This is a genomic window from Hyphomicrobium sp., from assembly GCF_041674905.1.
Classification (GTDB): domain Bacteria; phylum Pseudomonadota; class Alphaproteobacteria; order Rhizobiales; family Hyphomicrobiaceae; genus Hyphomicrobium_B.
Genome location: NZ_JBAYUV010000028.1, coordinates 1 through 24,669 on the forward strand (window position 1 = coordinate 1; position 24,669 = coordinate 24,669).

General features: G+C 61.2%; 26 protein-coding genes. 8 read left to right on the top strand and 18 right to left on the bottom strand.

The features are described 5' to 3' along the window. On the top strand, positions 1 to 384 hold a 384-nt coding region (locus WC026_RS11745), incomplete at its 5' end, for a histidine phosphotransferase family protein (RefSeq protein WP_372711160.1). Between the two features lie 108 nt (positions 385 to 492). Further along, positions 493 to 867 (top strand): response regulator, encoded by a 375-nt coding sequence (locus WC026_RS11750; RefSeq protein WP_372711161.1) that lies wholly within the window; start codon positions 493 to 495, stop codon positions 865 to 867. Between the two features lie 132 nt (positions 868 to 999). On the opposite strand, the gene WC026_RS11755 is transcribed toward WC026_RS11750, so the two are convergent. Next, complete coding sequence (locus tag WC026_RS11755; RefSeq protein ID WP_372711162.1) at positions 1,000 to 1,791, bottom strand: hypothetical protein; 792 nt, start codon at positions 1,789 to 1,791, stop codon at positions 1,000 to 1,002. A 180-nt stretch (positions 1,792 to 1,971) separates the two neighbouring features. After that, positions 1,972 to 2,286 carry a hypothetical protein gene (locus tag WC026_RS11760; protein WP_372711163.1) on the bottom strand — a complete coding sequence of 105 codons (315 nt, stop codon included), beginning with the start codon at positions 2,284 to 2,286 and terminating at the stop codon, positions 1,972 to 1,974. 283 nt (positions 2,287 to 2,569) lie between these two features. Here WC026_RS11760 and WC026_RS11765 point away from each other — a divergent pair, with 283 nt between their 5' ends. Beyond that, positions 2,570 to 2,857 carry a hypothetical protein gene (locus WC026_RS11765; RefSeq protein ID WP_372711164.1) on the top strand — a complete coding sequence of 96 codons (288 nt, stop codon included), beginning with the start codon at positions 2,570 to 2,572 and terminating at the stop codon, positions 2,855 to 2,857. 97 nt (positions 2,858 to 2,954) lie between these two features. On the opposite strand, the gene WC026_RS11770 is transcribed toward WC026_RS11765, so the two are convergent. The 9 genes from WC026_RS11770 to panB all read right to left on the bottom strand — a co-directional run bounded on the left by WC026_RS11770 (position 2,955) and on the right by panB (position 10,699). After that, complete coding sequence (locus WC026_RS11770; protein WP_372711165.1) at positions 2,955 to 3,215, bottom strand: hypothetical protein; 261 nt, start codon at positions 3,213 to 3,215, stop codon at positions 2,955 to 2,957. 365 nt (positions 3,216 to 3,580) lie between these two features. Continuing rightward, positions 3,581 to 3,796 (bottom strand): cold-shock protein, encoded by a 216-nt coding sequence (locus WC026_RS11775; protein WP_372711166.1) that lies wholly within the window; start codon positions 3,794 to 3,796, stop codon positions 3,581 to 3,583. 247 nt (positions 3,797 to 4,043) lie between these two features. Further along, a complete protein-coding gene (locus tag WC026_RS11780; RefSeq protein WP_372711167.1) occupies positions 4,044 to 4,889 on the bottom strand; it encodes a 23S rRNA (adenine(2030)-N(6))-methyltransferase RlmJ in 846 nt (281 codons plus the stop codon). A 64-nt stretch (positions 4,890 to 4,953) separates the two neighbouring features. Then, positions 4,954 to 5,400 (bottom strand): DNA polymerase III subunit chi, encoded by a 447-nt coding sequence (locus tag WC026_RS11785; protein ID WP_372711168.1) that lies wholly within the window; start codon positions 5,398 to 5,400, stop codon positions 4,954 to 4,956. 173 nt (positions 5,401 to 5,573) lie between these two features. Next, positions 5,574 to 5,834: a hypothetical protein gene (locus tag WC026_RS11790; protein WP_372711169.1), complete on the bottom strand. Its 261-nt coding sequence runs from the start codon at positions 5,832 to 5,834 to the stop codon at positions 5,574 to 5,576. A 128-nt stretch (positions 5,835 to 5,962) separates the two neighbouring features. Continuing rightward, positions 5,963 to 7,372 (bottom strand): ribosome biogenesis GTPase Der, encoded by a 1,410-nt coding sequence (gene der, locus WC026_RS11795; protein WP_372711170.1) that lies wholly within the window; start codon positions 7,370 to 7,372, stop codon positions 5,963 to 5,965. Between the two features lie 86 nt (positions 7,373 to 7,458). Beyond that, on the bottom strand, positions 7,459 to 8,697 hold the full coding sequence (locus tag WC026_RS11800) for a PQQ-binding-like beta-propeller repeat protein (RefSeq protein ID WP_372711171.1): 1,239 nt from the start codon (positions 8,695 to 8,697) through the stop codon (positions 7,459 to 7,461). A gap of 141 nt (positions 8,698 to 8,838) precedes the next feature. Further along, positions 8,839 to 9,660, bottom strand: a complete 822-nt coding sequence (locus WC026_RS11805) for a tetratricopeptide repeat protein (protein ID WP_372711172.1) — start codon at positions 9,658 to 9,660, stop codon at positions 8,839 to 8,841. Positions 9,661 to 9,820: 160 nt separating this feature from the next. Beyond that, positions 9,821 to 10,699 (bottom strand): 3-methyl-2-oxobutanoate hydroxymethyltransferase, encoded by an 879-nt coding sequence (gene panB, locus WC026_RS11810; RefSeq protein WP_372711173.1) that lies wholly within the window; start codon positions 10,697 to 10,699, stop codon positions 9,821 to 9,823. A gap of 347 nt (positions 10,700 to 11,046) precedes the next feature. Between panB and WC026_RS11815 the strand changes: the two genes are divergently transcribed. The 3 genes from WC026_RS11815 to WC026_RS11825 all read left to right on the top strand — a co-directional run bounded on the left by WC026_RS11815 (position 11,047) and on the right by WC026_RS11825 (position 14,661). Then, positions 11,047 to 12,732, top strand: a complete 1,686-nt coding sequence (locus tag WC026_RS11815) for a L,D-transpeptidase family protein (protein ID WP_372711174.1) — start codon at positions 11,047 to 11,049, stop codon at positions 12,730 to 12,732. Positions 12,733 to 12,844: 112 nt separating this feature from the next. Continuing rightward, positions 12,845 to 14,038 (top strand): exo-alpha-sialidase, encoded by a 1,194-nt coding sequence (locus WC026_RS11820; protein WP_372711175.1) that lies wholly within the window; start codon positions 12,845 to 12,847, stop codon positions 14,036 to 14,038. Further along, entirely contained in the window at positions 14,035 to 14,661 is a 627-nt protein-coding gene (locus tag WC026_RS11825) for a hypothetical protein (RefSeq protein WP_372711176.1), read from the top strand. The genes WC026_RS11820 and WC026_RS11825 overlap by 4 nt, the downstream gene beginning before the upstream one ends. Before the next feature lie 9 nt (positions 14,662 to 14,670). On the opposite strand, the gene WC026_RS11830 is transcribed toward WC026_RS11825, so the two are convergent. The 4 genes from WC026_RS11830 to WC026_RS11845 form a co-directional block, all read right to left on the bottom strand. Next, positions 14,671 to 15,264: an NnrU family protein gene (locus WC026_RS11830; RefSeq protein ID WP_372711177.1), complete on the bottom strand. Its 594-nt coding sequence runs from the start codon at positions 15,262 to 15,264 to the stop codon at positions 14,671 to 14,673. A gap of 67 nt (positions 15,265 to 15,331) precedes the next feature. After that, the gene (locus WC026_RS11835; protein ID WP_372711178.1) at positions 15,332 to 16,270 is read right to left on the bottom strand and encodes a 50S ribosomal protein L11 methyltransferase; all 939 of its coding nucleotides are present in this window, start codon (positions 16,268 to 16,270) and stop codon (positions 15,332 to 15,334) included. A gap of 4 nt (positions 16,271 to 16,274) precedes the next feature. Next, positions 16,275 to 17,087, bottom strand: a complete 813-nt coding sequence (locus WC026_RS11840; protein ID WP_372711179.1) for a TrmH family RNA methyltransferase — start codon at positions 17,085 to 17,087, stop codon at positions 16,275 to 16,277. Continuing rightward, entirely contained in the window at positions 17,084 to 18,067 is a 984-nt protein-coding gene (locus WC026_RS11845) for a class I SAM-dependent methyltransferase (protein WP_372711204.1), read from the bottom strand. The genes WC026_RS11840 and WC026_RS11845 overlap by 4 nt, the downstream gene beginning before the upstream one ends. Before the next feature lie 209 nt (positions 18,068 to 18,276). Here WC026_RS11845 and WC026_RS11850 point away from each other — a divergent pair, with 209 nt between their 5' ends. Together WC026_RS11850 and WC026_RS11855 are read left to right on the top strand one after the other, a co-directional pair. Beyond that, complete coding sequence (locus WC026_RS11850; RefSeq protein WP_372711180.1) at positions 18,277 to 18,582, top strand: hypothetical protein; 306 nt, start codon at positions 18,277 to 18,279, stop codon at positions 18,580 to 18,582. Positions 18,583 to 18,715: 133 nt separating this feature from the next. After that, positions 18,716 to 19,105, top strand: coding sequence for a tautomerase family protein (locus tag WC026_RS11855; RefSeq protein WP_372711181.1), 390 nt, complete (start codon positions 18,716 to 18,718; stop codon positions 19,103 to 19,105). A 33-nt stretch (positions 19,106 to 19,138) separates the two neighbouring features. Here WC026_RS11855 and prfB read toward each other — a convergent pair. The 3 genes from prfB to WC026_RS11870 all read right to left on the bottom strand — a co-directional run bounded on the left by prfB (position 19,139) and on the right by WC026_RS11870 (position 24,388). Continuing rightward, a protein-coding gene (prfB, locus tag WC026_RS11860; protein WP_372711182.1) for a peptide chain release factor 2 occupies positions 19,139 to 20,273 on the bottom strand; the annotation gives its coding sequence in 2 pieces (ribosomal slippage) (positions 19,139 to 20,203 and positions 20,205 to 20,273; 1,134 coding nt in all). A 119-nt stretch (positions 20,274 to 20,392) separates the two neighbouring features. Continuing rightward, positions 20,393 to 22,978, bottom strand: coding sequence for a penicillin-binding protein 1A (locus tag WC026_RS11865; protein ID WP_372711183.1), 2,586 nt, complete (start codon positions 22,976 to 22,978; stop codon positions 20,393 to 20,395). A 147-nt stretch (positions 22,979 to 23,125) separates the two neighbouring features. Beyond that, complete coding sequence (locus WC026_RS11870; RefSeq protein ID WP_372711184.1) at positions 23,126 to 24,388, bottom strand: N-acetylmuramoyl-L-alanine amidase; 1,263 nt, start codon at positions 24,386 to 24,388, stop codon at positions 23,126 to 23,128. Positions 24,389 to 24,669: the final 281 nt, after the last annotated feature.

Sequence of the window (24,669 nt, forward strand, 5' to 3'; positions counted from 1 at the left end):
GAGAAGATTTCCCGCGGCTTCGTGAAAATCACGCAGGGAAAGCACAAGTTGATCTGGCGCGGCGCCCCGGGCTTTGTCGCCAAGGACAAGGTCAAACTGCTGCTCAATCTCATCGCCTCTGCCGTCACGGCGCTACCGCGCGGCGGCGACATCGACGTGGCGATCGCAGGTTCCTTCGAGCAACCGAGCTTTTTGATCCGATGCAAAGGCACGAGCGCTCGGCCACCGCAGTATCTGACCGATTTCGTCGCCGGCAATCCGCTGGCGCTCGATGCCATGTCGATACAGGCCTATTACACTTGGCGCATCGCGCCGACGGCCGGCATGCGGCTGGAGATCATGAAGGACGGCGCCGACATTCTTCTCGTCGCAAAGCCCGAATGACGATGCCCGGGAGATTGCGGAAAAGCGCGGCTGCCCAAAACGTGCCTCAGAGCTTAACGGCACCTTAAGTGTTTACGGGGCAATCTACGTAAGATTGTGCGAGACACCATGCCCATGCTGCACTGCTTCATCGTCGATGATTCCGATATCATTCGGAAGTTCACCAGGCTCATTTTCGAGAACCTGGGTTTCCGGGTCAGCGAAGCTGACGGCCCTGTCGCCGCGTTCGAACGCCTGCGAACGGAATCACCTGATTATATTCTCGTCGACTGGCGCCTGCCCGATACGAATAGCATCGAGTTCATCGCCAAGCTGCGTACGCTGCCGCTGACGCAGCGGCCCTACATCATCTACGTCGTGACCGAAAACGAGCCGCACGAGATCAAGCGTGCGATGGCCGCCGGTGCCGACAGCTTCCTGCTGAAGCCGTTCAACCGCGAGATCATCGAGATGAAACTCGCCGAAATCCGCGTCACGGCTTAGCGCGACGGCAACCACCGCAACGTTCGCTCAGCCGACGCATCAGCCAAACTCCAAAGCAAGCCCCAAAACACGAATGGCGCCCAAGGACATCCTCAAGCACCATTCGAAAAACCTACGCGATTTGACGACGTCTTACTGCGCGCCGTCCTGCTGCGGCGCTTCCGGCGTCGGATAACCGTCAGCATTATCGAGCTTCACCGGCGGACCGTCGTTGCTTTCCGGCGCGGCTTTTTCCTTATTGTGATGCGCGGGCTTCTTCGCCTCGTCATTCAGCGAACCCGTCTCAACCGGCTTCGCGGAATGCGTCGAATGCTCGGGCTTCGCCGCTGCGTCGGCTGTCGGCGCTTCGTTCGACGGCGCAGCCTCAGACGGAGAAACGGATGCCTTTGCCGAAGCCTCGGACGGCGCGCTCGTGTGCTGAGCGTGCTCCACCGGCTTCTTCGGATCAGCGATCGTCTTTACGTTCGCCGACTTTTTCTTTTCCGCCGCAGACTCCGGCTTCTTAGCGACATCCTTTTTCTTCGACGCGTTGGGCTCGCTTGCGTCCGCTGCGGCTTTCTGCGGCTCCGCACCGGCGGCGTCATCGGCAGCAGCCGTTTCTTCGGATTTCGGCAGCTGCGATCCACCCCAGCACACCGTAGCCTGCGCCGTGCAGGTGTGCTCGTCGAAGACGATGAAGTTCAGAAACAGATCACACGAGACGCTTTTCTTGCCGGTATGAAAGTCCTTGATCCCCTGCTCCGACATCTTCGTCGCGATCATTTTGTCGAGCAGCGATTTCGCGTCTTTCGTCGGGCCGTCCTTGCCGTAGTCATTGACGGTGAAGCCGTACCGCTTACACGCAGCCGTCGCCGGCAGCGACACCGCGGCGATGAAAGCGGCCGCCGTTGCACCGGCCGCAACGAGGTTGAAGATAGCGCGCATACTGATAGACCCCCGTGATACCCACCCAATCCTGCCCATCGTTATATTGACGGTACAGTGGCAGGACGAGGGCGACTTTAGCAACCTATGGACTTGTCGACACTTTGTTGCCCGTCGCCCACAGCTTTCCGCTGCGCTCTGAACGAGCCGAAGCAGCGAGAGGAAACCCGCTACCGCAGATCAGTGCATGTAGGGAGCTTGGCCACCATAAGGACTTCCAACGCCGGAATCGAAGAAGAATCCGGAATCGAAGGGACCGCCCGGCGATTGCCGGTAAAGGCGCGGATCGCGATAACCCGAGCCGCCGGCCTTGCCGCGAGCGTCGGTATTGATGGAGTCGCCGTAGCCGTAAGAATAACCCCCACGCTTACGGCGAATTGTATATCCGTCTCCCTGGGCAGCGTTCTGATAGCCCTTTTGCTGGGCACTCACGGGCGCCGCGACGCAAACCAGCAACCCACCGAACAGCACGGCTGAAACGAACTTGAACGTCATCGAAGAGACCTCTCTCTGCCGCCGCGGTTGCGTCGCCCACGACACGCCGCAGAATACCGGAATTGTCGTTGAACTCCCTCAAGAAATGGTTGCGGTCGCCAATTCCGGCAAGGCTGTATCTTATCCACCACTCATCTGCCGGAAACATGACGCTCGCAAGGACGAGTTGTACGGATTGTCACAGGACGTGTGATACGATTCCCACTGTTGGGGACTATTCAAATGGCGGCAGCTCAAATGCGAAATATCGCGGGGTTGCTGTCGCACTCGTGGAGACGTCATTATGGATATCGCGACCCTACTCATTCAATTGATCAGCGGAGCGGTTGGCGGCAACGTTGCCGGCGGACTGCTTAAGAATTTGAGCCTTGGCACACTCGGAAACTCGATCGCAGGCATCGTCGGCGGCGGCATCGGCGGCCAGATTCTCGAACAGGTATTCCACACGGCGGTCGCGGGCGGGTCATTGGATCCGATGAGCATCATCACGCAGGTTCTTGGCGGCGGTGTCGGCGGCGGTGTCCTGATGGCCATCGTTGGCGCGATCCGCAACGCCATGGCAAAAACCTGAGCGAAACTCGCCAGATAAAGTCAGATAAATGTGAAGCCCGCTGGATGATCTCCAGCGGGCTTTTTCTTTTTCGTTCGACGCCGGCAGACCGGCTGCGTCAACCGCAAGCTTTCTGGCGCGACACGCAATGCGGCAAGCCGACCGACGACGTATCGCATCGCGTCCGGACGGCGCCGTGCGCGGTCCAGCCATGCGCGTTGATCGAATTTTTCAAGGCGGCATTCGACATGTACTTGGCGAGATCGAGCGTCACCATTGTCGCCTGACCACCCGCCAGCACGCACTTGGCCGACGCCTCCGTCGAAGCGACCGCGAGTCCGGCAGCAACGATCATCCCCATACGCACGAGTGTCTTCATCGCTTTCTCCCTGTTTCGCAATTCGAGCCAAGCCCCCCTCGGTTCGCGCAATGGAACGCGCCGACCGAGCCTCGCGACAGTCTCGAACTGGCTCCTCCAAACCAAGCAAAGCCCTGAGGCTTGCCTTCAAACGACATTAGCGCTGAAATTGTTTGCTGGTGTTGCGAGACCGGCTGAACGCACAGCTTTCCATAGGCTGCGGCCATGGAGCCACGGTCAGACAACCGATCGCTGATGATGCGCGCGTTTCGCGCCAGCAAGTTCGCCGCCGCACGAAGCCGTCATCGCGCAAAACTTGCGCGAGATCAGTGCAGGCCCGCGCCGCAGCATGATACGCGACGCAGGGCGATCAACGCCTAGGCAGGTCAACCAGACTTTTGCAGGTCGACAGCCTTTGGGCCTTTACCGCGCTTATCGGGTTCGGTCTCGAATGAGATCCGCATACCCTCGTTCAACTCACCGATGCCCGATCTCTCGACAGCAGTGACATGAACGAACACGTCATTGCCCCCGGCGTCGGGCTTGATGAAACCATAACCTTTTTGGGAATTGTAGAACTTAACGGTACCTGTTTGGCGCATGCGTCGTCTCCTGGCGCAATCCGGCGCTCGGCTTCGGGCTCTTTTCCCATGAGCCCTGTACCGATCGCCGGGGACGGACGCCGGAGCGCAACAACCCGATCACGTTCCCCGGCTCGTATCAACGCGACCGGATTCCTGAACGCGACGGAGAGCCGGCACGCCGATGCCCGCCTTAGCGTGCGGCAATTTATCTCGTAATTGGTTCTTTTGTGCAAGGCAAAATGCTGCGGAGCAATGCAGATTACGACTATTGAACGACGTCTCTGAGATGGAAGGAGCTGCCTTCCCCTTCCGCCATGCAATCGCGCAGAGCCGGCAGTACGGTCTCGAGCTCGCCGCGCAGCAGATAAGGCGGATTGAGAACCAGTAGCCCCGTCGCCGTCAGGCCAAGCCCCGGAAATGCGTGGCAAACCGCAAGCCGGACGTCGAGGAATTCGAGACCCGGCCGCGCCGTCGCGGTCGCCACGAAGCTGTCTGCGGCCTCCGCATCCTTCAACGGATACCAGATCAGGTACACGCCGTCCTGAAATCGCACCATCGCGTCTCGCACGCCCGCGATAAGGTCGGCGAACTCGGTTTTTGCTTCGAAGGGCGGATCGATCAGAATGACCGCGCGCCGCTCTTTCGGAGGCAGCAGCGATTTGACCGCGTGCCATGCATCGATGTTGAGAACGGTCGTAGTCTTTGCACGCCCGAGTTCGCGTTTGAGACGCTCGAATTCCGACGCATTGAGTTCGTTGGCGACCAGCACATCGTCCGCCCGCATGATCCGGCGCGCAATCAACGAACTCCCCGGATAAACCTCAAGCTTGCCGCTCTCGTTGTCGGCGCGCACCGCATCGAGATAGGGCGCGAGGAGTTCAGCGACATCTGTCGCGAACTCGGCATCGAAGACGCGGCCAATCCCGTCCTGCCATTCGCCTGTCTTGCCCGCTTCCTGTCCCGCGAGATCGTAACGGCCCGCGCCCGCATGCGTATCGATGACACGAAACGGGCGCGGCTTCTGCCTCATGTACGTCAGCACGCGCGCCAGCACGACGTGCTTCACCACATCGGCGAAATTCCCAGCATGATAGCCGTGGCGATAGTTCATTGTCGGCGACCGGAAGGCTGATGGAAATGCATCACGTTCAATGCGATGAGGCGATGCGATTGGGTTAGGCTTTCTGCTCCCAACGTCCGCTTGCCGATTGCTGCCAATAGGCGACGGTGCAACCCGCAGCTTTCGCCGCAGTCCATTGTCCGCGCGCCGACGCCAGCGCCTCAGCATCGTGTCCGTCGAAGACATAGACGAAGCGCTCGGCACCCGCGAAGGTGTCGGCCTCCGCGCCATCGACGAAAAAGCGCACGCCAGCGCCGTTGGGATTTTCATGACCGAGCGTCAAGTAGACGGGCTGCAAATTCGCGTGTCCGATGCGCGCCGTGCCATGCGCCAGGAAGCTCTCGTCGTCATACGTCCAGAGCGCGAGATCGAGCGCCTCGAGACGATCTTCGCTTCCCGCCTGCACAACCGCACGCCAACCGCGCGCCAGAGTCTTTTCGAGAAGACTTGGCAGCACGCGTTCAAGCGTCTGATGTTCGAGGTGATAAAAATAGACGTCCATCAGCGAATGCTCGACCTCGACAAGTCCAGCTCTTGAAGTCTATCCCGCATCACCCATCTAGCTCTATCCGGAGCGGCGCTTGGTTCTTGGAGCTGACGCCCGTGTGGGCGGTGAGTGCGGTGGCCTTCTTACGGTTCGCCACTGTGCTCCCGCCCGCTGCGATGTCATCCCGCCTATTTCTTCTTCCGATATCGGGCCGGCACTTCACCGGCATCGACGAGTGCGGTCACGCATGTGCGCGTGAGGCCCTTTCTGTTGCTCTCGAAGCAGCGGCGCAGTTCCGTGCTGTTCGGCGCATACTGGGCGCAGAAGTTCTGATAATCGCCCGCGCACGCGTTCCGAACCTTGGCCGAGTATGCCATTGCCGGCGCCGTCAGAATGAATGCGCCGACCACCACTGTGGCAGCCGCCAACACCGTTTCAAACTTTGTCATCAATGGTCCCTGTCACTTCCTATCTTTGATCTGAATCGTAAATTTACCCCGCCCGGGCGGCCGACACCAGATGTCTGACCTTCGGTAGCCTGAGTGCGCACTATCGCAACGCATGATCCGGATTTGAGTTATTTTTTGGCGTAAGGATTTTCGCCTTTCCTCAGGCTTAAGCGAATTGGCACGCCGGGCAGATCAAAGGCTTCGCGCAACGAGTTCATGAGATACTTCAGGTAGGACTTTGGCAACGCGTCGGCACGCTGGCAGAATGCCACGAACGTCGGTGGTCGCGTTGACGGTTGCGTTATGTAACGGATTTTGATGCGCCTGCCGGATGCGGCTGGCGGCGCGTGCCGGCTCAGCGCCTCTTCGAGCCAGCGATTGAGCCGAGGTGTTGAGACGCGACGGTTCCATGTCGCGTGCGTCTTCATGATCGCCGACATCAATTGATCGAGTCCGCTTTCCGAACGCGCCGAGATGGCGACGACGGATACGTTCGGAACCTGCGCCAGGCTCTCGGCGACCGTTTTCTTCAGTTCGCGAAGCATCTTCTGCTTCTCAGGAATGAGATCCCACTTGTTGATCGCGACGACGAGCGCGCGTCCCTCTTCCGTGACACGATGGCCAATCGTCAGATCCTGATGCTCGAACGGACGCTCCGCATCGATCAGCAGCACGACGACTTCGGCAAATCGGATGGCGCGAACGGCATCGCTGGCCGCGAGCTTCTCCGCCGTCTCGCTGATCTTCGCCTTGCGTCTGAGGCCCGCCGTATCGAACAGCAGGATCGATTGCCCCTTGTAGGTGAGTTCGCTCGCGACACTGTCGCGCGTCAGGCCCGGTTCAGGCCCGGTGATCATCCGGTCCTCGCCGAGCAGCGCGTTGACGAGCGTCGATTTTCCTGCATTCGGACGGCCGACGATGGCGACCCGGATCGGGCGCGGCGGCGCCACTGGAATCATCTTGGCGTCGACTGGTTCGTCGTGATCGTCGTCGTCTTCGCGACCCTTCTTGCCCGTTTTCGGAATTTTCAGACCCAGCGCCGCGAAGATGTCGTTCGCAAGGTCGCCGATGCCCTCGCCGTGCTCTGCCGAAATCGCAATCGGAGCGCCGAGGCCAAGCGAAAAGGCGTCGAGAACGCCATCGGTGCCCTTGTGGCCCTCGGCTTTGTTCGCGACAAGAACGACAGGCTTCCCCGACTGGCGGGCGATCCGCGCGAAGGAGCTGTCGGCCGCCGTGATGCCGACGCGCGCGTCGACCACGAAAAGCACGAGGTCCGCTGCCTCGATCGCCTGTTCGGTCTGCTTGCGCATGCGATCGGCGATCGTGCCCTGGCGCGCGTCCTCAAGACCAGCGGTATCGATAAGACGAAGCTTAACGTCAAAAATTTCGGTAATGCCATCGCGCCGGTCACGCGTGAGCCCGGGCAGGTCGGAAACGAGCGCCGCCCGCGTTCCGGTCAAGCGGTTGAACAGCGTCGACTTGCCGACATTGGGGCGCCCGACAATGGCGACCACGGGAGGTTGAGTTTCAAGCTTCAAGGATTGGCCGTCATATGATTAACAGAGATGCGAATGCGTTCGCGCGCATTCGGCGGCGACCGTCCGGACGGTCTCTAGCCCAATTCCTAGTTCAGGGCGATCAGTTTCGCCGCGTCGGTAAGCACGAACATGCGGCTCTGGGCCACGATCGGCGGGATATAGGACGCTTCCCCGATGCTGATCTGGCTGTCGAGCTTGCCGGTCGTCCCGTCGACACCCACCACCTGGCCCGCACTCGAGACGAGCCACAGCTTGTCCCCGGCGAGCACCGGCCCCGCCCAGGACTTGGCGTCCGGCAGCTTCACCGTCCACTTCGTCTTGCCGGTCGAGCGCGCCAGCGCCAGCAGCCGTCCGGCCGTATCGACGACGAAGACCGTATCTCCGGCGACGCAGGGCGGTTGCGAACTCGGGATTGTTGCCGACCACAGGCGGTCGCCGTTCTTGGCCTGGGCCGCGATCATGCGCCCGGCATGACCGACCGCGAAAACAACGCCTTTGTCGATCGCTGGGCGTGCCGCGTCGCTCATCGAGGCGATCTGCGACGTCTGGCGGGTGCGCGAAAGATTTTCGGTCCACACCGCCGAGCCGTCCGAAGTCTTGTAGGCAATGATGTCGCCCGATGGATACGGCACGACGACAATGTCCCCCTCGACCGCTGGACTGGTCGAGGTCATGAGACTGGCCGTTTGCGGCAAGCCGCGCGCGGTCCAGACTTCAGCGCCGTCGATGCCGCTCAGGCAATAGAAGCGTCCATCGATCGTGATGACATAGAGACGATCGCCGACGGCGGTCGGCGCGGCACGAACCGGCACGTCGAGGTTCTTGGTCCAGATCGTTTTTCCAGACTGCGGATCGACGGCGGCGACCATGCCGTAGCCGTTGGCGACATAGAGCCGGCCGTTTTCGGCGGCAAGTCCGCCGCCATATCCGCCGAGCCCGACGGTTCCTTCGGGCTTTGTCGAGATTGAAAAGACCTTGCTTCCCGTTAGCGAGAACGCCGAAAGATTGGCTGCGGCGTCGAGCGCATAGACTCGGCCGTCATAGACGATGGGGCTGACCGACACGCGCCCGGTCTTGGACGACCCCTCACCGACATTGGCACTCCAAGCCTGATGCACCGCGCCCGCGAGCGCGAGGTTGCCGGGAACGTTGTTTGGTTCTCCGCCGGGCTGAGACCACGCATCGTTGGAGCGCATGGGCGGCATCACGATCGGTTTATCGGCGTCAGCGAGATTGTCGGAAAGGCTTTCCGTCGTCTCGATGACGGGGACGCGTCGTCCTGGAAGAGGCTGCTGCTTGGTTTTGAAGGGATTGAGCTCGGACATTTTTGGCAAGCTCGGGCCACCGCCCGCGCATCCAGCGAGCAAGGTCCCTGCGACGACTGCCGCAAGAAGCGGCAACACGCAATGGCGCTTGTCGTTTCCCCCCCTGCTCAAGCCCTGCTCTCCTCTCCCGCCACGTCGCCGTTACTTCTTCGTTTCAGTTCCCGTCGCCGCATCGGCTTTCGGACTTGCAGCCGCTTCGGCCGGCTTTCCCTCGTCCGCTGTGCCGCTTGCGGCTGCCTTCGGCGCGTCGGCCTCAGACGCCTTTGGCGCACCCGCATCGGACGCCTTCGTGCTGCTTCCAACCTCGGCCGCCGCAATGCCCGACATCAACACCTTCACACGCTCTTGCAGCGCCTCGGAAACATTGGGATCAATCAGCAGCGGTTCCAGATACTTTCGTGCCTCGTCATATTTCCCGGCCTTATAGGCGGCGACGCCCAGCAGTTCGCGCGCGCTTTTGCCGAACGGCGCATCGTCGCCAGCAAGTGGTGTCAAACGATTCTGGATCTCTGCATAGTCGGCATCCGGCATCCGAAGCGATGCCGCCTGGAGTTGTGCAAAGCTTTTCAACAGATTATCCGCACCCGAGTCCTTCCCGAGGGCGTCATAGGTCGCGATCGCATCGGCGGTCTTGCCATCTTTGGCCTGGGCGGCGGCCAGTTGCATCTTCGCCAGCGAGCCATATCCAGACGGTCCCTGGTCGGCGAGCTTCTTATAAGCCGCCTCGGCTTCGTCCTTCTTTTTGTTATCGCTGAGCGTTTCTGCGGCCGTGTAGTCCGCTCCGGCGGTCTGCTCGGCGGCGATGCGCCGGTTCTCTAAAAATTTATAGCCCATAACCGCCACCGGGATGAGCACCACTACGGCGATGACCAACCCGCTATAGCGTTGCCAAAGCTTCGCCATCTGCTCGCGGCGGATTTCCTCCTCGACTTCGCGCAGCAGACTGTCCTGTTGATCGGCCATCGTATGTCCCTAAGCTCCGGCAATTCCCAATCGTCACGTGCGGGAGAGGCCTCAAGGCCGATCCCACGTCGGGGGCATAGATAGCGAAGCAGCCGCCCGGAGCAAGCCCCGCCCCGCATTCGGCGGCATTGGACAGTGAATTCCGGAACGTCCCTCGGAGCTAAGTGCTCGGAGTCTTCGGCTTTTTCGTGGCCCGTTGAGGGGCGGCGGCGGGCTCGTTCTCGCCTTTGATTGTATAAGTGTGTTCGGGTGCGGGAAATGTTCTGGCCCGGACTTCGGCGGCATAAGCGCCGATCGCGCGGTCGATCGCGCCCCCTATCGCCCCGAATTTCTTCACGAATTTCGGAACGTTCGGCGACAGGCCGAGCATATCCTCCATAACCAGGATCTGCCCGTCGCAGCCGGGCGACGCACCGATCCCGATCGTTGGAATGGGAATGGACTTCGTGATGCGCTCAGCAAGAGGCGCCGCCATGGCTTCGAGCACGACCGCAAAGGCTCCGGCTTCGGCGACGAGGCGGGCATCCTCCTCGATCGCGGCCCATTGATCGACGGTCCGCCCCTGCGTTTTGAATCCGCCGAGCACGTTGACCGATTGCGGCGTCAATCCGATATGCGCCATCACCGGGATGCCGCGGTCCACGAGATAGCGCACGGTCTCGGCCATGCGCCGCCCGCCTTCGAGCTTGACCGCGCCGCAGTCGGTCTCCTTCATCACCCGAGCCGCATTCCGGAATGCGACGGCCGGGCTTTCCTCGTAAGTGCCGAACGGCATGTCGATCACGACAAGCGCCTTCTTCGATCCTCTGACCACGGCGCGTCCATGCATGACCATCAGCTCGAGCGGCACTGGCACGGTCGATTCATAGCCGTGCATGACCATGCCGAGACTATCGCCGACCAGCAGGAAATCGCAGTGATTGTCGGCAATTGCGGCCGTGTGCGCGTGATAGGACGTCAATGCCACGATGGGCTCGCCGCCTTTGCGAGCGGCAATATCGGGCGCCATCATCCGGCGATGCTTGAAGTGGATCGACATTAGCCTCCGATCGTCGCGGCAATCATTGGGACCGCCGAGCGAGCGGTGCATATTACCCGAAACGGTTTGCTGAATGAAGTTTCTGAACCCGGAACCGGGTGGTCGGTGCACGCATATCGCAAAGTCTAGCAAAATCGCGAATTAACCACAGGCTATGCACAGCAAGCGCCGTTCACACGGCAAAACGTGGAGTTCATGCAACAGATTAGAGCTTACGTGCACACGTTGCTGCGACATTCGTTGCCGCTCCCGATCGCGGTCTGATAACGAGCTTATGGGTGCTGACGATAGACGTTTCTTCAGTCTCGCGTCAGTGACGGGTTCGGTTCGGCGTCAGGTGAGGTTGCGTGCGTCGCTTGGGCAAACAGTTGTGTCAGGGAAAGTGCCACGCCGTTACGGCTATTGGCGTCGCTCTGGCCGTCCTTGCCGCTCCCGTTGTGATCGCCCCCGCTGCAATCGCCAAGCCGAAATCGCCGAAAGCCCAGGAGACGGTCGCCGCGCCGCGATCGAATTCCCCGCTGATCATCGTCGCATCGATCAGAAATCAACGCCTGCGCGTGTACGATATTGACGGCGAGATCACGTCATCGCGCATATCGAGCGGCCGCCCGGGCTTCGCAACGCCGACCGGCGTCTTCTCTATTCTCGAAAAAAAGGTTCAGCATCACAGCAACATCTATTCCGGCGCCGAAATGCCGTACATGGAGCGGCTGACGTGGTCCGGTATCGCGTTGCACGCCGGCGTCGTTCCGGGCTACCGCGCATCGCACGGCTGCATTCGCTTGCCGCACAGCTTCGCCCGAACGCTTTACGGAATGACCAAACTCGGCGGTCGCGTCGTCGTCACCGCGACGGATGCCGAGCCGGTTGCTTTCAGCAGCCCGAAACTCTTCAAGCCGCTGCCGCTCGACGACAAGACCGCGATGAAGCTCGGATCGTCCGGGCATCCGCGCGTCGCCGTCAACGATAAGCCCGACGACACGACGACCGATGCGCTACCCGACCTTCCGCTGCTGATCGGAATTTCACCGGCGCTTGCACGCGCCGTCGCCGACATGCCGCGTGATCCGCAGCGCCGGCCGACGACGCGCGTCGAAGCCGATCAGTTGACGCAAGAACGTGTGACGCGCCTGCAAGCCTCACTGAAATCGGCCGAGGCGGCACAGACGGCGGCGCTCGCCAAGGCCGACGAAACCGCGAAGGAATTCGCACAAGCCGAACGGCAGCTTCAGGATGCCCAACGCGACGGCGAGCCTCTAAGAGCCGCTGTCAGAACTGCGGAATTGAAGCAGCAGGATGCCATCCGCGCATTCGCGACGTTCATGTCGGACTCCGCTGCGGGATCGGCTCTCAGCTCGAACGATGCGGTCAATCGCGAAGCCGACCTCGAGAATGCCGTGCTTCAGGCGACGCGAAATGCCGACGACGCGCGCACCAATGCTGCTAAAACCGAATGGAGCTTCGCGGAAGTTCAGGCCCGCTTTTCGGCGGCGAAGGCCGGACGCGACAACGCGTCGGCTGCGCTGCGCGACACGCAAACCGATCTCATGTCCGCAAAACGCGAGCTGGCGGATGCGAACAATGATGTCCGTCTCCTTTCTAAATCGATTTCGGTGCTCGTCAGCCTGCGCGCACAACGGATCTACGTCCGGCAAGGGACCGAACCCGTTCTCGAAGCGCCGATCGCGATCGCGCCGCTTCCCGGTCCCGTCGGCACGCACGTCTTCACCGCAATGCGCTACGGCGAGGACCCCAACACCTTCGACTGGCGATTGGTCAGCGCTCAGCTTCCGGCCGGCGGAAAAACGTTCCTCGACGATGCTCGCAACCGCCGTGGTGAGGAAGCAGCTCCGACCGGCAATCTGAGCGTCAGAATGGCGTCGGCCGCGCTGTCCGCATTCACGATACCGGACGACATCTTGTCGTTGATTTCCGAGCGTGCGCGCCCCGGCGCCTCTCTCATTGTTTCAGACCGCGAACTGCCGGACCATGAAAACGGCAGCGGCACGGAGTTCGTCGTTCTGACGAAGTGACAAAACGGCCTCATCGGCCCATGATTTCCTTGCTGAACAGACGGGCGCGTCGCGTCCCTTCGTTGACAGCGGACCGCGCCGGCATATACCCGCCCGCGACACTCGAACGTGGATGGGATTGGTGGATCAGCACACAACCACAACATGGGCAACGTGGGCGGCTGTTGGCTGTTCGGTCGTGCTGTCGGCGCTTCTTATCTACAAAATGGCAAATCGCGTTGAGCCATGGACGTTCATCGTCGATGTGCCGCAAGCGCCGGTGCGTGGCGATCTCGAAATCCGGGCCGAGACCATCACCCCGCCTGATGAAAAAGATTTCGTTCACGGTCCATCGCTGATCCAAACGCCGACCGGCCTGCTCGCATTCTGGTATCGCGCCGTCTACGAAGGCGCCGCCAACGCGGAAATCGTCTCCGCACGCTTCGACGGCAATCGCTGGTCGCCGACTGCCGTCGTCAAGAACAGCAACACGGTCACGCGCGACATCGGCTTGACGGTCAAGTCGCTCGCCAATCCCGTCGCGTTCCGGCGCTCTGAGAACGAGATCTGGCTGTTCTTCGCCGCCTCGCGCCTGAGCGGCTGGGCGACGTGCGAGATCATACTGGTCCGCAGTACCGACAATGGCCAGACATGGGGACCGGCGCAACGGCTCTACGCGGCGCCATTCCTGAACATGTCGCATCTGACGAAGTCATTGCCGCTCCGGCTCTCCGGCGATCGCGTCGCGCTGCCCGCCTATCACGAGATGAACCGCAAATATCCGATCATGCTCGTTCTCGATAGCAACGGTCGCGTCATCGACAAGCTGCGCATGGGGAACGGTGGAACCGTCGGCTACCAGCCCGCGATCGTTCCGACGGGACCGACGACGGCGATCGCCTTCGTGCGCCGTCTGAACAGCTTCCGTCCGCAGAGTATCCTCATCACGCGCACCACGGATGCCGGACGCACCTGGACGCCGCCGACCCCGATCGATCTTCCGAACCCCGGCGGCCCCATCGCCGCGATACGCTATGACGACACCCGCATTCTCCTCGCGTTCAACGACGATCCGGAAGACGAATCCAACGTCAAGCTCGCGTTCTCGAACCTCGACGGAACGAGCTTTCGCAGGATTGGTACGCTCGTGGAAAAGAACGCTCAGCTCAAAGGCGACGCCACCGCTTACCCATTCCTTCTCGAGTCCGAGCCAGGTCAGTTTGACGTTGTTTTTTCGCGTCCTCCGCCGCAGCACATCATCGATCACGTGCGCGTTTCCAGCGCCTGGATAGAACATAACCTCGAACGATCGGCCGAACAGAAATGATCTCCACTGTCGACTACCTTCTCGATCGATCGAGTGCAGGCTTGCTGGTTTTCATAGCCGCGGCAGCATTAAGCCATATCGTGCGCCTCAGTCCGGGCAAGCGCATCGCAATCGGTCTTCTGGCAATCGTGGCCGCCCTGTTGATCTCGATTTCGACGCGCTCCGCTTTTGACTGGATCGTTTCGGCCATCGAGCGGCCTTCGGCGCCGGGTCTTTTGCTGCTCGTGCTCTTCGCGATCTGCGCCACGACCGGGCGCCGGTTCGACGATCGCCGCGAGTTCCGCTTCGGCACCGCGATGCTCGTTCTCACCGGCGCGCTGCTCTATCCCGGCGCGATCGGCTTCCTGAACTACGATACATACATACTCGGCTATAGCGGCTGTGTGCTGCCGCTGCTGCTCGCTCTTCTTCTCGCCTACGCTCTCTACCGACGTTGCTTTTTCGTTGTCGCCACGCTGAACGTCGCCATTCTCGGATTTTTGCTCGGCGCCGGCCGCAGCCTCAACCTCTGGGACTACGTCATCGATCCGCTGGCGTGGTTGCTCGCGATCGGCGCCTGGATCACGATCGCCATAACGGCCGTGGTCCGGAAGAGGAAGCCATCCGCTTCCGTCGCCGCGTGAGCATGGACGTCAGCCGAGCGCCGGAATTGGCGACACGCCGATCAGCCACTGATGGCCGCCATAGAGCAGTGCCGCATAAAGCGCGACGCCGACAACGACGACGATCACATCGTTGATCGGGCTTGAGGGCGTCGCGTTGCCGAGCGGTCCCTGCGCGCCGCGCTTCTTCACCGAGATGCGGTCATAGACTGCGAAGGCGAGGAATGACCCGAACAGCAGCAGCGCGCCGAGATCGCCGTTCGCGATCAGATGCGCGAATGCCCACGTCTTGATGGCAATGAGCATCGGATGCCTGACCGCCGTCCGGATGCGCGACGGGATGACCGACGCAACGAGCAGGATCATCGCCGGCAGCATCAACGCGACTGCAATGTGGCGCGTCCAAGTCGGCGGGTCCCACAGAATGGGATTCTTGCCGGGATGAAGCTGCAGCTTGTGGAAGCCGAGCACGATGACGACGAACCCGATCAGCGAGAGCAGCGAAAAGATGACCTTGTACGGCACCTCGCCGATTCGCTCCTTGAGGCCATCGCGAAGCTCCGGCGACGTCGGCACCAGATGAACACCCAAAAACAGAATCAGACCGACGACGAGAACCATCATGACAGGCGTATCCTTTCGATTGGCCAGGCGGCGAGCCACGGATAATTGGGGGCGTCAGGTGCGCTTCTCAAGGCAGATAGCCCTTATTGAGATCGTGCGCGTGCCGATTGACCACAGTGCCTTGCGCATTTCTGTGGATCGCCGTCCAGGCGAGATGGGTCCCGCCTTCTTCTGATGAGTTGGAGCGAAGCTCGACGACAAGCTGCTCGCGTGCCTTGGCCTCAATCGGCGCGGCTAGCGGAAAATAAAGCTGCTCCCAGTGCGTGCGCGGCGCCGAGGGTGCCGTCGAAAGCGAGATCCCGGAACGAAGCTCAGCGGTCCACCAGACCGCGAAGCCATAGATCGTCGCCGGTGCCGCAACGCGCCACTCGGCTTGCCCCTTGCGCTTGGCGCGCGTTTCGCGCGTGAGATCGACCATGTCCCATTGAACAGCGCTCGATCCGTTATCGAGAAGCTCGGCCGGTTTCAGAAGCCGCACGTAGACATTGTTCAGCGTCATCGTCTGTGCAGGCGACAGATCGAGCCCGTGACCGACGCGCTCCCACGCACGGAGTTCCTGATCGATGCGTGGTGCGATGACCGGTGCGATGAACTGCGCGATGCGCGACGGAATGATCACGCCGCCGGGCTTCAGAAATCGCTGCCGTGCGTCGGCGAGCGTCGCGATGATGTTTTCTTCGAGCGCGTAGTTGCCGAGCGTTTCCGAAACGATGACATCGACCGCAAGCTTGTCGTCGAATTCCGTCGAGTGGCACGGAATGACATGGCAGCGCTTGGCTTTGTTCGCCTTGAGAACCTGCGCCGCAACGCCCGCAACCTCGGCCGTCTCGAACAGGAAGACCTCTTTCGCTCCGAGCTTCGTCGCCATCAGCCCAAGAAGTCCGGTCCCCGCGCCGATGTCGGCGACGATCGTTTTGCCGGGCTCGATGACCGACTTGAGCGCGCGGAAAAATGCCTCGTTCCGGACCGTGTCGGCGATCAGGGTCCGATGGTATTCGATGCGCATGGGATCAAAGCTTCAGCTGCGGTCCGCGGACCTGATAGAGCGTCAGCGCCGTCGCGATCGCGAGATTGAGGGAATCGAGATTTCCAGCCATCGGAATCTTGACAAGCTTCGTGCATAAGGCTGCGGCGCTGCTGGACAGGCCCGGCCCTTCCCCGCCCATGACGATCAGCTGAGGACCTTTGTAATCCGAGGCGCGGAAATCCTCGCGCGCATCGAGATGCGTGCCGATCACGTCGCCATGCCATGCCTTCTGAAGGTCCAGAAACGCGGCGCGATCCGTCTTCGCGATCGGCACGGCGAATATCGAACCCATCGTCGCGCGGATGGCTTCGAGCGAATACGGGTCACACGTCGTCCCGACGAGAATGACACCCGCACATCCGACGGCATCCGCCGTCCGGATGATCGTACCGAGATTGCCCGGATCGCGAATTTCCTCAAGCGCGAGCCACGTTTCGCCGGTGCCGATCTTCGCGACATCGGGAAAGTCTGCGAAACGCTGCCGGAAAACGCCGAGCACAGTTTGCGGATTGTCCTTCGACGCGAGCTTGCCGAGAACGGCTTCGGAAACCTCGAGAACCTCCGCGCCCGCGTTGAGGGCATGTGTCACGAGCCCGCGCGCAATGCCGCTCTCCGCCGTACCCGCCTGATAGACAAGTGTTTCAGGCACGTAGCCATTATCGCGCGCGGTGATGAGAAGCGAAACGCCTTCGGCAACGAACAGCCCGGTCTCTTTACGCACCTTGCGCATTTCGAGCGCACGGATCGCTTTCACGCGATCATTCGTCAGGCTGGTGATCGTCTTCGGCGCGTTCATGGTTGACCGTTCCAGCGCACGAACAGCGACGTCGGAACAAGCGATCCGCTTTGCGACCGGATCGCGAGTTCACCGCTTTCGAAGCTTCCGCCTTTGCCATTCAGCGCGTCGCGCAGCAACTGATCGAACGCCAGCGCCGACGCGCGGATCGCGTAAACCGTCAGCACCATCGCTGCGTCCTTCGGCGCCAAAAGCTTCGCAACATCGCCAAGCAGGTCGGGCAGGTTCTTGAACAGATCCCACACTTCGCCCTCCGGCCCGCGTCCGAACTTCGGCGGATCGACAAGAATGACATGATAGGTCTTACCCCGGCGAACCTCGCGCGCGACGAACTTCGCGGCGTCGTCAATGAGCCAGCGGACCTTGGCTGCATCGAGCTTGGATGCGGACTGGTTTTCCTTGCCCCACTGGATGGCTTTCTTCGACGCATCGACGTGCGTCACCTCGGCTCCGGCCTTCGCGGCGATCAACGACGCAGCGCCCGTATATCCGAAAAGATTGAGCACGCGCGGCGTCTCGCCTTTTACGGCCGCGATCCGGTCGATCATCCACTGCCAGTGCGGATATTGCTCCGGAAACAGTCCGAGATGCCAAAGCCCCGCGAGTTTGCAGAGCATCGTAACGCCGCCGGCTGTCGCGTCACTCCCCCTCCCGCTAACGGGGAGGGGTTGGGGGCGGGGTGATCCGCCAGACTCCGGCACGCCGGAAGAAAGCGATATTCGCACCGGCCAAGCGTCGGGAACCGGCTTGTCGACGCGCCACTTTCCCTTTTCGTCATCCTCGCCCGAGGCTGAAAAAACCGCATGCGCTTTCGACCATTCCGATTTCGCAAGCTTGGCGCGCCAGAGCGCCTGCGGCTCCGGCCGGTCAACGACAATCGCGCCGAAGCGCTCGAGCTTTCGGCCCGCGCCGCAATCGAGAAGCGCATAATCGCGAAACCCGTCGGATGAAATGAGTTGCAGACGGTCGGGCGGAGGCATCGGTGGCGGGAGGTCCAGAAAACGTTCGAGTCCTCGCGGCTTTAGCACGATTGCCGCCGATTGACAGGCCGAACGCCGCGCTCGCGGACGCCCGTCAACGTAGCCAATGCGCAACACCTTGAAAAAAAGAGAGATTGCGCCAACATACGTCCCCAAACGCCGAATAAGTCCTGGCTAAAGTGCACGTCAACGCAGGCGGGGAGAAATCCATGCGCATTCATCGTCTCATCGCGAGCGCGGCCTTCGCAGCCGCGATGACGCTTGCAGGCGCGTCCTACGCGTTCGAGACCACGTCGATTGGTGGCACCAATCCCGACGGCTCGGCGAATTTCAAGGCTCCCGACGAACAAGATATCGATAAGGCCGTTGGCGGTTTCCAGTTCGGCGTTTCGGCGAACGGCGGCAGCTCGACCACAACCGATACCTCCGACGAAGGCCGCCCGCCGTGGGAATTGAAACCCACGCCTCCGATGCGCAGCTTCTATTCTTCACCTAGCGGTTCGGCGTTTCGATAAACGCCGCGCGAGAACCCTTAATTTTAAACCGCCCTGCGGCGAAGGCCCGGCTTGTCATGGCACGGCAAGCGGCGCACTCGAACAGGGTTCGCTGGTGTGCTAGAACGCCCCGGCACATCATAAGGTTTTGCCCATGCCCCTGCTCCGCATCGATCTCTACGAAGGCCGCACCGTGGACGAGAAGAAGGCGCTTCTCGATGCTATCCATCGCGCGATGCTGGCGGCCTTAAAGGTGCCGGAGCGCGACCGCTATCAGATCGTCCACGAGCACGATCCGGCGACCATGATCATGGAAGACACCGGGCTCGACATTCCGCGAACCAAAAAGTTCGTCATGATCCAGGTGACGACACGCCCGCGCACGCGCGAGCAGAAAGAACAGTTCTATCGGCTGACCGTCGAAGAATTGCAAAAGAGCTGCGGCATCGCGCCGTCCGACGTCATGATCAACATGGTGACGTGCACCGACGAGGATTGGTCGTTCGGGTTGGGACGCGCGCAATTCCTGACGGGCGAGCTTTAGGTTCGGCCCAAAGCTCGCACCTCGCGCACGATCCTAATCGAGATCGTCGACGATGATCGCCTCGCCGCCGCCCTTGAGCCGCTGCGACAGCGCCGATTCGATGAACGGATCGATATCACCATCCAGCACCTCGGACGGGTTGGTCGATTGCGCACCCGTCCTCAGATCTTTCACAAGCTGATACGGCTGCAACACGTAGGACCGGATCTGGTGACCCCAGCCGATGTCCGTCTTGGCCGCCTGCTCGGCATTAGCCTTGGCCTCGCGCTTCTTCAATTCCATCTCGTAAAGCCGCGCCTTCAGGCGTCTGAACGCGATGTCCTTGTTCTGATGCTGCGAGCGCTGCTCCTGCGCGAAAATCACAATGCCCGAAGGCCTATGAACCAGCCGAACGGCGGATTCCGTACGATTGACGTGCTGGCCGCCAGCGCCCGACGATCGCGCGAACGAAATGTCGACGTCGGACATATTGATATCGACCTCGATCGTGTCGTCGATCACCGGATAGACGGTGACCGAGGCAAAGCTCGTGTGGCGGCGCGCGTTGGAATCGAACGGCGAGATACGAACGAGCCGGTGCACGCCCGCTTCCGTCTTCAGCCAGCCGTAAGCGTTATCGCCGTCGATCTCGAACGTCGCCGATTTGATGCCCGCTTCTTCGCCCGGGCTTTCGTCGATCAGCTTCACCTTGTAGCCGCGACGTTCGCCCCAGCGCGCGTACATGCGCGCCAGCATCGACGCCCAGTCCTGGCTCTCGGTGCCGCCCGCGCCGGCGTGCACCTCGACGTAAGTGCTCATCGCATCCGCTTCGCCCGACAGCATGGCCTCGACGGAACGGCGATGCGCTTCGAGGTCGACGCGCTTCAACGCCGCTTCGCCCTCACTGATGCTCGCTTCGTCGCTCTCGGCTTCGCCAAGCTCGATCAGCGTCAACGCATCCTCGTAGTCGCGCTGCAAACGCTTGAAATCGTCCACCGCGCGCTCCAGCATCTGGCGCTGGCGCATGACTTTCTGAGCGTTTTTCGCATCCGACCAAAGGTTCGGGTCTTCGGCCTTCGCGTTGAGCGAAGCTAGACGATCTTCGGCTGTCTCCCAGTCAAAGAGACCTCCTCAGGAGGGCAATCGCCTCCTCGATGTCGTCGGACAATTTTTGCGCTTCTGCGCGCATTGGGCAGCCTCCGGAAACCGGCGAGTGGCCGGCATGAATGATAACGAGCGTGGGCGGAAGGTAATAGGGAGATCGCGAGCCGCTGTAAACGCGCAGGCCCGGCACGCGGCAATGCGTCGTTACCAGAAACCGTTCGGCGCGAGGCCACCGTCCTGGCGTGCACTCGGCTGTGGCGGAGGGGCCGGTGGAGGTGGAGGTGCCTGATACGGGCTCGCCCCGGCGGAAGCCGACGCATCGGCGGTTGCATTCGCAAAACCTATCATCGAATAGCCGTCATCGGGCTCTTCGTCCGGCTTGAAGGCTTCGAGGATTGTATTGGTGTCGTCGGCCGATGCTCTGAGGCCCGTTTTCAAATCGACGCGGACGAATTTGATCCCAGGCGGCACGCGGAATGGCGCCGGAGGCGTATCGACCATCGCGTTCTTGAGAAATTCGCCGAAGATCGGCGCCGCGATCAGGCCGCCGGTGTTGCCCTTACCCATCGGCTTCGGCGTATCATAGCCGACGTAGACGCCGACCACGAGCGTCGGCGTATAGCCGATGAACCACGCATCTTTTTCTTCGTTCGTCGTGCCCGTCTTGCCTGCGATCGGCCGGTCGAGAGATTTCAGAACCTTGCCTGTGCCGCGCTGCACGACGCCTTCGAGAATCGATGTCACCTGATAGGCGGTGTGCGGATCGATGACCTGCGGCCGGTCGTCGATCAATTCCGGCTCCGCCTGGTTCGCCCAGCGATCGGCCGTGCATCCCATGCACTGGCGCTCGTCGTGCCGCCAGATGGTGCGGCCGTAGCGATCCTGAATGCGGTCGATGAGCGTCGACTTCACGTCCTTACCGCCGTTTGCCAGCCTGCAATAGCCGGTCGCCATTCTGAGAAGCGTCGTCTCGCCCGCGCCGAGCGACATCGACAGAACCGGCAGCATGTCGTCGTAGATGCCAAAGCGCTTGGCATAATCGATGATGAGAGGCATGCCGAGATCTTGCGCCAGCCGCACCGTCATCTGGTTGCGCGAGTGCTCAACACCGAACCTCAGCGTCTCCGGACCCGTAACGTCTTTTTCGTCGTAGTTCTCGGGTTTCCAGATGTCCTGCCCCGGCCCCTGATCGATTTCGATCGGCGCATCGAGAATAATGGACGTCGGCTTATAGCCGTTGTCCATCGCAGCGGCATAAACGAACGGTTTGAATGACGAGCCCGGCTGCCGTTTCGCCTGGATGACGCGGTCGAACTGGCTGAGATCATACGAGAAGCCGCCGGCGACCGCGAGCACGCGGCCCGTATAGGGGTCCATCGCGACAAGCCCGCCGCCGACTTCAGGAATTTGCATCAGCGACCACGCGCCTTGAATGTTGGCCGGATCTTTCGGCGCGACGTAGACGACATCGCCGAGCTTCAGAATGTCGCCCGTCGTCTTCGCATCGATCTTTTTTCCACCCTTCTGATAGGCGGCCCACTTCATCTCATCGAGCGAGACTTCGACCGCCTCGCGATCCTTGACGAGGGTGGCGTCCTGCTGCCGGGCCGGCTTGAAGCCTATGACGGCTTTCGTCTTCTGGGTTTCCAGAACGACGCCGAGTCGCCACGGTTGAATGTCGCCGGGACTGCGGATCGCGCCGAGCGCCTCGCCCCAGTCGCCGGAAATATCGATCTTCGAAACCGGCCCGCGCCAGCCACGCTTGCGGTCGAATTTGACGAGACCATCGATCAGCGCGCTTTTCGCAAGCTGCTGCAGATGCGGATCGAGCGTCGTGCGGACCGATAACCCGCCGCCATAGAGTTTGTCTTCGCCATAGCGCGCAAGCAGCGTCCGGCGCACTTCCTCGGCGAAGAACTCCGCCGTCGAAATATGCGCGCCGCTGGGCCTGAGATTGACGGCGAGCGGCTTCTGCTTTGCAGCCACGCCCTCCTCGGCGGTGATGTAGCCGTTCTCGGCCATCTCCCCGATGATCCAGTTTCGCCGTTCCGTCGCTCGGGCTTTCTGCCGGAAGGGATGATAATTGTTCGGGCCCTTGGGAAGCGCCGCGAGGTAGGCGGCTTCCTCGATCGTCAGATCTTTCAGCTCCTTGTTGAAGTACGTCAGCGCCGCCGCGCCAACGCCATAGGAGTTCATCCCGAGATAGATCTCGTTGAGGTAGAGTTCGAGGATCTTGTCCTTCGAATAGGCGCTCTCGATACGAACTGCCAGAATCGCTTCCTTGATCTTGCGTTCGATCGAGCGCTCGTTCGTCAGCAGGAAGTTCTTGGCGACCTGCTGCGTGATCGTGGACGCGCCCTGGGCGCGCTTGTTCGAGCCGTGAACCTTCGATTCGACGGCGGCGAAGACGGCGCGCATGACACCCTGAAAATCGATGCCTCCGTGATCGTAGAAGCGGCGGTCTTCCGCCGACAGGAATGCGCCGATGATGCGCTTCGGAATAGTATTGATCGGGACGAAGATGCGCCGCTCGCGCGCGAACTCGGCGATGAGCGATCCGTCATGGGCATGAATGCGCGTCATGACCGGCGGTTCGTATTTCGACAGGCTCTCGTAGTCGGGCAAATCGCGCGACGCCTGCCACACCAGGAAGCCGGCGCCCGCCGATGCCGCGAGAAACAGCAGGACGAACGTTGCGAAGCTGAAGCCGAGAAAACTCAGCAGCAGGCTTTTGCGCCGCTTCTTCCTTCTTCGATTGGCCGCCGGGGGCGGCAGCGTTGGCGCGCGCATCAAATCGCAGATTCCGTCAGTCTATCGCTGGCTTACGTTTCTGGTGAGTGTCAGCGCTGGTTTATTTCTGCGGCGCAGCAAAAACAACCCGTCGCAATCGCACATTAGCGGGGAATGTGGCAGCACGTCGTCGAGCGCTTCCATTCGTTAAGGCTGTGCCGCCGTGCGCTTGCTGAAGTAGCTCTGAACAGCCGAAGCAATCGCCTCAGCCACCTTCGACTGCCAGTCGCTGGTCATCATTTCCTGCTCTTGCGTACTGTTGCTCATGTATCCGAGTTCGACAAGAACGGATGGCGCGTGGGGCTGTTTCAGGACCTTGAAAGCCGCCGATTTTCTCGGGATGCGTGACATTGTGATCGCCTGCCCCAGCCTTTTGGCCAGGACATGGGAAAAATCAGCCGAAAAATTCGAGGTTTCGCGCTTCAGAAGGTCGATCAGGATGTTTTTGACTTCTTCCCCGCCGTCGTTTTTCGCCGACCCGACGCCGGCGATCAGGTCGGACGCGTTTTCCTTGTCGGCCATGATCCGGGCCTGCTCGTCGGACGCCCTATCCGACAGGGTATAAACAGTCGCGCCCCGGATCGAATCCGCGATGCTTTTTTCCTCGATAGAATCGGCGTGCAGCGAAATAAAAAGGTCCGCGTCGTTTTCACCGGAAAACTTGAGCCTGCGCTCAAGCGAAACGAACACATCGTCGGTTCGCGTCATCTTGACGTCGTAGCGGCGGGTCTTGAGCAACGCTGCCTTGAGTTGCAGCGCGACCGCGAGCACGACCGATTTTTCCGCCACGTTGTTAGCCCCAAGCGCACCCGGATCGATGCCGCCGTGGCCGGGATCAATGACGATGACCGGCTTGGCATGATCCTTGTGCTTGCGATCCGCGCTTTCCGGCGGAGCAAGGTCGGAGCCGAGATCGGCGGGTTCGGCTGCGGCAAGCAGCGCGCCCGTTCCGGCGCCAAAGGCGGCGGCATCCATCGGAACCAGGACGACGGCGAGCCTCATCGCTTTGCTTCCGGGAACGCGCGTCATGCCAGCCGACACGATCCCGACGGGACCGGTGGTATCGAGCACGACCCGCGCCTTGTTCTGCGCGAAAAGCCCGTAGCGAAACGCCGAAACGACGCCCCGCCCCGTCTTGCCTGCCGCCGCATCGAGGCGAAAGTCCATCTGAGGCAGATCCAGGACCACCCGGTACGGGTTCGCAAGCGTATAGACTTGCGCCGTCAGGCCCTTGCTGATCGTCAACTCGAACGTGGTCGACTTGCCGTCGTCGAGCAGCCGTACCGCCGTCGCCTCGACCGCCCGATCCTGCAGGGCGTGCGCCCGGCCAACACCCAAAACGAGCATCAGAACCAGCGCGGCCGCCGCTACAAACCGAGCGTTCCAGAGATGTTCTAAGACCCCTGTCATGCCCTCATTACCCCGATGCCACAAACCCGCCTTCGCCCCCCGGCGCATTAAGGCTTTGTTTTCAGAGACAATATAGAACTTAGCCCGGAAATGAGGGCGCGTCTTGGTTTGGGCTTTATATCACTTGCCAGCCCGGGAGCGACCTCGTAAACTTTCACGATATTCGATGGCGCTGCAGACTCCCCGTCTGCGGGATAGATCGGTAAGCGCCCGCGTGATTTGGTCGGCCTGCTGCAGAACGAAATTTCTGCGTTCACAGGTAACCAACCGCGCACGGATCG

Bases quoted from the DNA above. Each gene is read 5' to 3' on its own strand.
- WC026_RS11750 (WP_372711161.1), top strand. From the start codon at position 493: ATGCCCATGCTGCACTGCTTCATCGTCGATGATTCCGATATCATTCGG.
- WC026_RS11755 (WP_372711162.1), bottom strand. From the start codon at position 1,791: ATGCGCGCTATCTTCAACCTCGTTGCGGCCGGTGCAACGGCGGCCGCT.
- WC026_RS11760 (WP_372711163.1), bottom strand. From the start codon at position 2,286: ATGACGTTCAAGTTCGTTTCAGCCGTGCTGTTCGGTGGGTTGCTGGTT.
- WC026_RS11765 (WP_372711164.1), top strand. From the start codon at position 2,570: ATGGATATCGCGACCCTACTCATTCAATTGATCAGCGGAGCGGTTGGC.
- WC026_RS11770 (WP_372711165.1), bottom strand. From the start codon at position 3,215: ATGAAGACACTCGTGCGTATGGGGATGATCGTTGCTGCCGGACTCGCG.
- WC026_RS11775 (WP_372711166.1), bottom strand. From the start codon at position 3,796: ATGCGCCAAACAGGTACCGTTAAGTTCTACAATTCCCAAAAAGGTTAT.
- WC026_RS11780 (WP_372711167.1), bottom strand. From the start codon at position 4,889: ATGAACTATCGCCACGGCTATCATGCTGGGAATTTCGCCGATGTGGTG.
- WC026_RS11785 (WP_372711168.1), bottom strand. From the start codon at position 5,400: ATGGACGTCTATTTTTATCACCTCGAACATCAGACGCTTGAACGCGTG.
- WC026_RS11790 (WP_372711169.1), bottom strand. From the start codon at position 5,834: ATGACAAAGTTTGAAACGGTGTTGGCGGCTGCCACAGTGGTGGTCGGC.
- WC026_RS11800 (WP_372711171.1), bottom strand. From the start codon at position 8,697: ATGTCCGAGCTCAATCCCTTCAAAACCAAGCAGCAGCCTCTTCCAGGA.
- WC026_RS11805 (WP_372711172.1), bottom strand. From the start codon at position 9,660: ATGGCCGATCAACAGGACAGTCTGCTGCGCGAAGTCGAGGAGGAAATC.
- panB (WP_372711173.1), bottom strand. From the start codon at position 10,699: ATGTCGATCCACTTCAAGCATCGCCGGATGATGGCGCCCGATATTGCC.
- WC026_RS11820 (WP_372711175.1), top strand. From the start codon at position 12,845: ATGGGATTGGTGGATCAGCACACAACCACAACATGGGCAACGTGGGCG.
- WC026_RS11825 (WP_372711176.1), top strand. From the start codon at position 14,035: ATGATCTCCACTGTCGACTACCTTCTCGATCGATCGAGTGCAGGCTTG.
- WC026_RS11830 (WP_372711177.1), bottom strand. From the start codon at position 15,264: ATGATGGTTCTCGTCGTCGGTCTGATTCTGTTTTTGGGTGTTCATCTG.
- WC026_RS11835 (WP_372711178.1), bottom strand. From the start codon at position 16,270: ATGCGCATCGAATACCATCGGACCCTGATCGCCGACACGGTCCGGAAC.
- WC026_RS11840 (WP_372711179.1), bottom strand. From the start codon at position 17,087: ATGAACGCGCCGAAGACGATCACCAGCCTGACGAATGATCGCGTGAAA.
- WC026_RS11845 (WP_372711204.1), bottom strand. From the start codon at position 18,067: ATGCCTCCGCCCGACCGTCTGCAACTCATTTCATCCGACGGGTTTCGC.
- WC026_RS11850 (WP_372711180.1), top strand. From the start codon at position 18,277: ATGCGCATTCATCGTCTCATCGCGAGCGCGGCCTTCGCAGCCGCGATG.
- WC026_RS11855 (WP_372711181.1), top strand. From the start codon at position 18,716: ATGCCCCTGCTCCGCATCGATCTCTACGAAGGCCGCACCGTGGACGAG.
- WC026_RS11865 (WP_372711183.1), bottom strand. From the start codon at position 22,978: ATGCGCGCGCCAACGCTGCCGCCCCCGGCGGCCAATCGAAGAAGGAAG.
- WC026_RS11870 (WP_372711184.1), bottom strand. From the start codon at position 24,388: ATGACAGGGGTCTTAGAACATCTCTGGAACGCTCGGTTTGTAGCGGCG.